Below are 7,707 nucleotides of genomic sequence, written 5' to 3'. Positions count from 1 at the left end.
AGGAACTTTGTTTCTTGAGTCTGGCCGTCTTGCGTGACCTGTTTACCTATGCGCCGGCCCAGGGCGTCGTAGTGGTAACGAGCCTCGCTGCTCAAGGTTGTACCCTGCCAGGTTTGCGCGCGGATCAGACGGTTTTCGCTGTCGTAGTGAAAGCGTTGCATGCCTCCGGCCGCACTGCTTTTCTCGCTGAGGTTGCCCCAGGTGTCGTAGCTGAAGCGCAAGTCCTTGAAGGCCACGAGGCGATTGCCGACGCAAAAAGCCAGTGAGATCGACCAGCTACTGCCGCATCATTGAATGCCGGGCTGACCTGTGCAAGACGTATTCCCCGTACGCTTACACTCCGGCAGCACGCGACCCGAGTCGCAATGGGTCGACAGGCAGTAACCACTATGGTCGGCAGCAATGTGCTGGGCTATGTCCAAAGTGCTGCGCCGTTGAAAGCGAGCACACACCGGACTCCAACTCCTTCGGATAACGCCGTAAAGGTCAGCCAGCCACTAATGACTGAGTGCACATGCACGATGCCATCTTTGTGCGACCACTACGATATACCAAATGAAATTATCGGCCTTTCATGTGTGCCACCAATATTATTGAATCCCAAACTGAAGTTGGGGGTCAGCATACTGGTGATATATTTTATCCTCCTAACTTGGGAAGCGCCCTTGCGTGTAAGTCCTCCAAAGATTTTCAATAAAACCAATGTCAACTCCATTCTGGAATGCCTGCGCAATCAGGCCCAGATCGTCCGATACATATGCTGCGAGATCAGAGTTTTTAGTTATTTGATAAACCTTCTTGAACGCAGCCTCTCTTATTTCCTTAATTGATACATCTTCAGGCGGGCACGACGAAATTATTTTTTCATAGCTAGTGCTCCATGCAGTATCAAACTCTATGGAATCCCTTGAGTCTAATTCAGCATCCCAATCGGTGTTTTTCCGAAAGACAAGCTCAAGAAAAACACCATCATTTATCTTAGATAAAATCTCACTTGTAGTTGTCATCTTAATCCTGCCTCCTTTAACCAGTTCTCTATTAGGTCTACAGCTTTAACTGGTGTGACGTTTTCACCCAAAACATGAGTACCATTCGGAGAGCGCACATCGACTTTTATGTCATTCAGATCTTTGTAAGCATTCCGATACGCAGCAAAAAGCTCATCATCTGTGCCCTTGAAAGCACCTTGTCGAGGACCAATAATGGGCCGCTCCGCGTCGTGCATTCGCCAGTGATCATGTTCCGCATTAGCCCCTCGAGGGAATAAGGTAGGTCTAGTTTTATCTGATCTGCTAACCTCGAAAGGTCTACCCACAGTTTTCCTCACTGCTGGGACGTGGTGTCCAGATGAACTTACCCCCATACCTTTGTTGCACCACCCCCACGGATCAATCCACCCTAACGCATTTGGCGCGTACCGATAAAGGTTATTCCCGCCCATCAACCCAATCGGATCCTGCGTGGTAAACCTCCCCACCGCCGGATCGTAGTACCTGAACGTGTTGTAGTACAGCCCGGTTTCTCGGTCGTGGTACTGCCCTTGAAAGCGCAGGTTCTGCTCCACTAGATTCGGTGATAATGCTTCCAGCCCACCCCACGCCTTGTAATAGGCGCGCCACACCACGTGCCCCTCGGCGTTGGTCATTTCCTGCGGCGTACCGATCTGGTCGGTGTGGAAGTAGTAATACCTGGCTTCTTTCTCCTGCAGTTCGGGGTCGCTGTCGATACGGGCCAGCGGTGCGTAGGTGCTGGGTTCGTAAAGGTACAAGCTGTGTAAGTGCGACTGCAGTTCCTGGAGCAGACGCAAGCCTTGCCAGAGGAACGTTGTTTCTTGAGTCTGGCCGTCTTGCGTGACCTGTTTACCTATGCGCCGGCCCAGGGCGTCGTAGTGGTAACGAGCCTCGCTGCTCAAGGTTGTACCCTGCCAGGTTTGCGCGCGGATCAGACGGTTTTCGCTGTCGTAGTGAAAGCGTTGCATGCCTCCGGCCGCACTGCTTTTCTCGCTGAGGTTGCCCCAGGTGTCGTAGCTGAAGCGCAAGTCCTTGAAGGCCACGAGGCGATTGTCCGGCAGGCTTTCAAATTGCCAGCGACCGCTGCCACTGAGATTGCCTGCGGGATCGTAGGAGAAGTCTTCCGTCTGTAACTGTGGATGATCGGGTTGACGACTGCGCAGTTGTCCGCTGGCGTCATAGGTGAAGTTAGTCACCCCACGCTGTTTGTCGGTCACGCGCTGCACTTCGCCGCCCGGACTATAGTGGTAGCGACGGTGCAGGGCGGTGGCCGGATGCTGCGGATGGCCAAGCAGGCTGTCGGTTTTTTCCTGAAGCTGGCTGAGTTGCTCGTGAGGGAGGTGGATTGCCGCCTGCCACAACTTGCGCCCCTTGGTGTCGTAGCCATAGCGACTGGTGAGTGCCCCCTGGGTACGCAGCGTCTCGCGGTGCAAGGCGTCACGCTCGAAGTCGCTTATCAACTGGCCGTCAAGGCTGATCTGGTGCAGGTGGCCGCTGCCGTAGTAAAGGTGATTGACCTTACGCCCGTCAGGCAACTCCAAACGAGTGAGATTACCCAGTTCGTCGTAGCTGTAAACGAGGTTGCCGGTGCTGCTGTCTTCGCTCAGCAGTTGGCCGGCGGCGTCGTAGCTGAACGCCAGATGGTCACTGCTGATTCCCAGAGCCTTGCCTGCTGCACTGGGCTGACGGTCGACGGCAATCAAGCGATCGACATCGTCGTAGAGGTAATCCAGACGAGCATCGTCGGTGACACGGCTGACCAGGCGCCCGGCGGCATCGTGCTCGAAGTATTGCTGGCGCGAAACCTCGCTGAAGCCCTGCCGTGCCAGTTCTACAAATTGCGTGAGGGTACCGCTGAGGCTATAGCTGAAACGCCGGCGCAGACCATCCACTCGGACTTCTTCTTTCAGACGATCGCTGGCGTCATAGCTGAAGCGATAGGCTACCTTGTTCTCGTTGAGCAAACCGATCAGGCGTTGGCATTGATCGTATTCATAATGAACGTGCTGGCCGCGTGGATCTTGACGTTTGCTGAGCAATCCGCGGGGGGTACGGGTCACGTAGGTGGTGCGATCATCAGCATCCGTATGGCTGAGCAGTTGACCAAGAACGTTGTAGCTATAACTGTCTTGGCTACCATCAGGATGCTCGATGCGAGTCACTTCACCGCTGGACTTGCGGGTCAATCGAGTCGTGCGCTCTAGGGCATCCGTAATGCTCGCCAGATGCAGCCTTTCATCGTAGGCATAGTGACTGCGATGACCAGAACAATCCTGATACTGCTCAATTTGGCCTAGCCCGTTCCACCACAGGCGGGTGGTATTCCCCTTTGGGTCGGTACAGCTATGGGGCAGGCCATCATTGGTGTTGAAGTACCGGGTGATCTGACCCAGCGGGTCAATACTGTCAAGCAACGTACCGCTGCGGTCGTAGACCCAGCTTTGGCTGCTGCCGTCAGGGCGCTGGATGCGGGCTATCAGGCTGGTGTTGAGGTGGTAGCTGTAGCAGGTGCTGCGGCCCAGCGGATCGATCTCCTCGACCAGGCGAGAATAGTCGTCGTAGGCAAATGCCAGTTTGTTGCCATCGGGCAACTCCAGGCCAGTCATATTGCCCGAGGCGTCCAGCTCGAAGCCGTATTGCTCGCCACCGAAATCACGACTGGCAACCACCCGACGGCCTTCGTTGTAGTGAATCTGGGCGACTCGGTCGAGCACGTCACGGATTTCAGTTTGCCGCTGCAAAAGGTCGTAGTGGAAATGGTAATGCTCACCGTCACTGGTCCAATGCTCGACGACACGCGGCTGGTGATCGTCGAAGCGTGTTGACCAGCGGTAATTACACAGCAGCCCCAGTGCATTTTCGTGAGCAATCATCAACCCGTGTTCGTAGGTGAAGTTACGCACCTGATCGCCGTTGCGATTGATGACTTTTTGCAGTTGCCCTGTGGCGTCGTAGTGGTAGTGAACCAGGGTTTCCACAGGCCGGTTGTCCACCACTCGTTCAACCCGGCTCAGGCGTCGTTCATGATGGTCGTAGCACAGGTGAAGACGAATGCCGCCGGTAGCACATATATCGCTCAGACGATCTTGCGTGTCGTAGTGGAACGTGAGGAAGTGACCGAGTGCATTCTCGATGCGGCGCAGTGGCGATGGCTGGCCGCTTTCGGACAACTCACCGAAGTAAAAGAAGGTATTGTCGAGCGTCTGAATCAGGTAGTGCCCGCCTTCGGAGCGCACCAGAAACATCTGCTCGCTGGCCAGGAAAAACCGCTCCCCGGGCTCAAGGCCTGGCAGGTTCAGATCTCTCCCCTGGTTGTCGCGCAGGTAAAGCTGGTCATCTTCCAGGCGCAGGCTTTGCTCCCACGGCAGCACCCAGCCACTTCCCAGCAGGCCTTCGTGACTGATGTCACTAGCATAGAAACGCGACCAGACAATTGGCATTAGGCCCGGAAGAGCAAAGTCTGTTTCGCTCTCTTCCAAGAGCAATTTGCGGCCGCTGATTGCATCCACCGGGTTGCCAAACAGGCCACCGGCCACTCGGCTAATAGCCGGGCCGATGACAAATCTGGAGGCTAGTTCACCCGCGACAAAACCCGCAGCGAACTGCATAGCGCAAGGGGCGGCGGCCTTCAAACCTACTTGGCCAGCCTTGAGCGCCAACTGTCCAAGGCTACCCGCGAGGCCAGCAACGATCATCAGGATGTCGACCGTGTTGCGCAGAAACTCGGGAACTTCGTCTTCGATCGGCAGGTACTGTTCCTTTTCAGCCCCGATAAAGACGTTCTCTGAACCGCTGTCGATCACACTGCCGCAGGTCAGCTTGTCGCCCTTACGGGCAGCTGGCAGACCGTTGATAAATACCTTGCCGGAACCCTCCGCCACCATCGGTGGAGCCGGGTGTTTTTTGCAGATGCCGAAACTGCCTTGCACGTAGGCTGCCTTGAGGCCATTGATACGGACGTTACTGGAACCACTCGTGATCCCTCCGGCGGGCGCCTTGCACATTCGCCCTATGGCTTCACCCGCCATCACCAGCCCGGAACCTCCCAGGCCCGCCAAAATCCCGACCAATAACCCGGCACCGAATCCACAGGTTGCAACAACAAAGATCGATGCAACCGCGACAAGTGCCAGGCCCAACGCGGCACCTACCAAAAAACCCAAGAGAGCGTTGGTATGAGCAACCTCATCATCAAACCGTGCTGCTTCAAACATCGGAAACTTCCATGTCTTGCCGACCTTTTATGTCGGGAGTCCTTAGGGTGTTGCGGTGACAGGAGGGTGCTGCTCAAAGCTTGCCAGAACGTTCACCCATAGTTGATTCAACTGATCGTCGAATGGCACCTGACTGGTGGCGGTAAAAATCAGCGCCCGGTCAGGTCCGACAAAGAAAGCGGCCTGGCGCTGGTAAACCGGGCGACCATCGCTTTGGTAGTGCGCATCGACTTGCAGGCCGGGTATCGGCGATTGCGCAGAAAGCTCGACATGGACGGTGCTCTGGCGTTGGTATTTGCGCAGCTTCGCCGCAATCAGACTGACCTGACGTTCGACGTAGTCGGGCAAGGCTTCGCTCGGAAGTGTGTTATCACGTGACACGGTCAGGCTGAATGGCGCCGGCAGGGTGACACCCGGCACAAACATATTGACGCTGCGGTCCTGAAAGCCTGTTGGCAAAGTGAGTTTGCCTTCCTGAATAAAATAATCCATTTACTCGACTCTATTTTGTTGGGTTGCGGGATCAAGAGGCTGGTTGTGGCGGATTGGAAAAAACACTTTCGACCCTGCCATCGATGGTGCCTTTTGCGCCATCAGCACCAGGGTCCGTAGCGGCAGCCCCGCCAGGCATGTTGATATCGAGATTGCCCCCGGTATTGATCTGTGCGTCGCCCGTTACCGAGAAGTTGAACTTCGTGCCATACAGGTTGATCTCTCCACTGGCATTCATCTCGAAAACACTCTGGCCGCAGACCAGACGCAGTTGCATCCCCGCCTCCATCAGGTATTGAGTGCCGGCGCTGTCCTGTTTGGCGCCGCCAACTTGTAGCGTGTCATTGACCTTGACGAATCTGACGCGGTTTTGGCCGATGGTGATGGTTTCGTCCTGACCAACCGAATGAACCCGATTGACTCCGACCCAATGGCTTTCATTGTTTTCGACGGTGCAGTCCTGATCGCGCTGCGCATGGATGTAGATCTGTTCCTGTCCCTTGCGGTCCTCTACACGAACCTCGTTGGAGCCACCGCCCCCAAGACTGCTGTTGGTTTTGAAAACGGTCCGGGTTTTGTTTGCCGGTAGCGGATATGGCACAGGTGTGATTTTGTTCGGGACACAACCCGTAATTAACGGCTTGTCAGGATCGCCTTCCACGAAGGTGATGAATACTTCCATGCCGATGCGCGGAATCACCACCTGACCATATCCGGGCCCAGCCCAACTGGAAGCCACACGTACCCAGCAACTGCTGTTTTCGTCGAAGCGGCCTTCGCGGTCCCAATGAAACTGCACCTTGACCCTACCGTATTGATCGCAATGTATTTCCTCCCCCTCGGGCCCCGTTACTCTCGCCGTTTGGCTGGCCAGAACCGGTTTTCTGAGCGTGATGGAGGGACGGAACAAAGTGTTCCAGGGAGTGGCGGAGAACGTGTTGCGATAGCCCTGCACAAAACCATCCGCAGGCTGCGCATTACTGGTGATCGACTCCTCGAGCACTTGTGGTTGCAGACCTTCGTGGCAGACCTCGGTCAGCAGCCAGAGATCGTTCCACGCGGTACGTGGATGGTTAGCCAGTGTCAGGAAGTGACCGCTGACCAGAGCCGGCTCGTCGCTGTTACCTCTCACCAGACGGTAATCCGTGCGATGACGCTCCAGTGCACGCTGACTCAGTAACTTGCCACGTTCACGACTGATGAATTGACCTGGGTAGTCATAGTCTTCAAGGTCTGGCTGCTGCGCCTGACCTTCAGTCTGGTGCTTTGCCTCCAGCAGCATGCTCGGTTTTTCAAAGTCATAGTCACGCCGCGTAGTACGGCTGGTACGAGCCTCCACCCGCAAATCAAACCCCTTGACCACTGGCTTGTCCGCGACCATACCGGTGCCGGCCTGATACTCGGTTGGCTGACTTAACTTGGGAAACACAGTCTGATCATCACCAAACACCAACAGGTGGCCCGTTTGATTGTGCTGATGGTGATAGTGAATACCTTCCTCACTGCATAGGCGCTGGACAAACTGCAGGTCTGACTCGTCGTACTGCACGCAGTAGTCGCGTTCGGGGTAAACCGTACTTAATTGGAACTGATAGGCATTGCTCAGAATGCCGTGCTCTTCCAGTACCTGCGCGATGATCTTGTTGACCGGCAGGTGTTGAAAAATGCGCTGGTTAATTCGGTGACTCAAATAAGCAAGTTGCGGAACCAACGTCAGGCTGTAGCGGGCCAGACGTTTGCCGCTGGCCCCTTGTTCCACTCGATGGATGATCCCGTGAATTCCGTCCCCTCTATCACTGAAAGCGAGAAAAGCGGGCTTGTGGAGCAAGCTTTCAAGGTCCAGTTCGTGTCGCTCGCTGACCAGCTCCACATCGAAGGTATAGGGTGCGCTGATAGCCTCCTTGCCGGAAAATGAGAGCACCTGGAGATCACTCTGAACCCCTTCGATAGTCAGGCTGAAGTGAGTCTGATTGGCTGAACTGAACATCCGT

4 protein-coding genes and 1 pseudogene are annotated in these 7,707 nt (G+C 55.4%); all 5 read right to left on the bottom strand.

The genetic code is table 11. The features are described 5' to 3' along the window. Positions 1-236, bottom strand: a pseudogene (locus CKW18_RS17955) (RHS repeat domain-containing protein); the annotation flags it as partial. A 411-nt stretch (positions 237-647) separates the two neighbouring features. Then, the gene (locus CKW18_RS17950) at positions 648-1,007 is read right to left on the bottom strand and encodes a hypothetical protein (RefSeq protein ID WP_095190026.1); all 360 of its coding nucleotides are present in this window, start codon (positions 1,005-1,007) and stop codon (positions 648-650) included. After that, positions 1,004-5,224: an RHS repeat-associated core domain-containing protein gene (locus CKW18_RS17945; RefSeq protein ID WP_095190025.1), complete on the bottom strand. Its 4,221-nt coding sequence runs from the start codon at positions 5,222-5,224 to the stop codon at positions 1,004-1,006. Before CKW18_RS17945 ends, CKW18_RS17950 begins: the two co-directional genes overlap by 4 nt. 42 nt (positions 5,225-5,266) lie before the next feature. Then, the gene (locus tag CKW18_RS17940; protein ID WP_095190024.1) at positions 5,267-5,716 is read right to left on the bottom strand and encodes a DcrB-related protein; all 450 of its coding nucleotides are present in this window, start codon (positions 5,714-5,716) and stop codon (positions 5,267-5,269) included. Between the two features lie 31 nt (positions 5,717-5,747). Next, positions 5,748-7,703, bottom strand: a complete 1,956-nt coding sequence (locus CKW18_RS17935) for a type VI secretion system tip protein VgrG (RefSeq protein ID WP_095190023.1) — start codon at positions 7,701-7,703, stop codon at positions 5,748-5,750. Between the last annotated feature and the right edge of the window lie 4 nt (positions 7,704-7,707).

Origin of the sequence: Pseudomonas sp. Irchel 3E19, assembly GCF_900187585.1 — a bacterium.
GTDB classification, from domain to species: domain Bacteria; phylum Pseudomonadota; class Gammaproteobacteria; order Pseudomonadales; family Pseudomonadaceae; genus Aquipseudomonas; species Aquipseudomonas baetica.
Note: the sequence above shows the minus strand (reverse complement) of the source record. Positions and strands in the feature narration are given on the sequence as shown.

Bases quoted from the DNA above. Each gene is read 5' to 3' on its own strand.
- CKW18_RS17950 (WP_095190026.1), bottom strand. From the start codon at position 1,007: ATGACAACTACAAGTGAGATTTTATCTAAGATAAATGATGGTGTTTTT.
- CKW18_RS17945 (WP_095190025.1), bottom strand. From the start codon at position 5,224: ATGTTTGAAGCAGCACGGTTTGATGATGAGGTTGCTCATACCAACGCT.
- CKW18_RS17940 (WP_095190024.1), bottom strand. From the start codon at position 5,716: ATGGATTATTTTATTCAGGAAGGCAAACTCACTTTGCCAACAGGCTTT.
- CKW18_RS17935 (WP_095190023.1), bottom strand. From the start codon at position 7,703: ATGTTCAGTTCAGCCAATCAGACTCACTTCAGCCTGACTATCGAAGGG.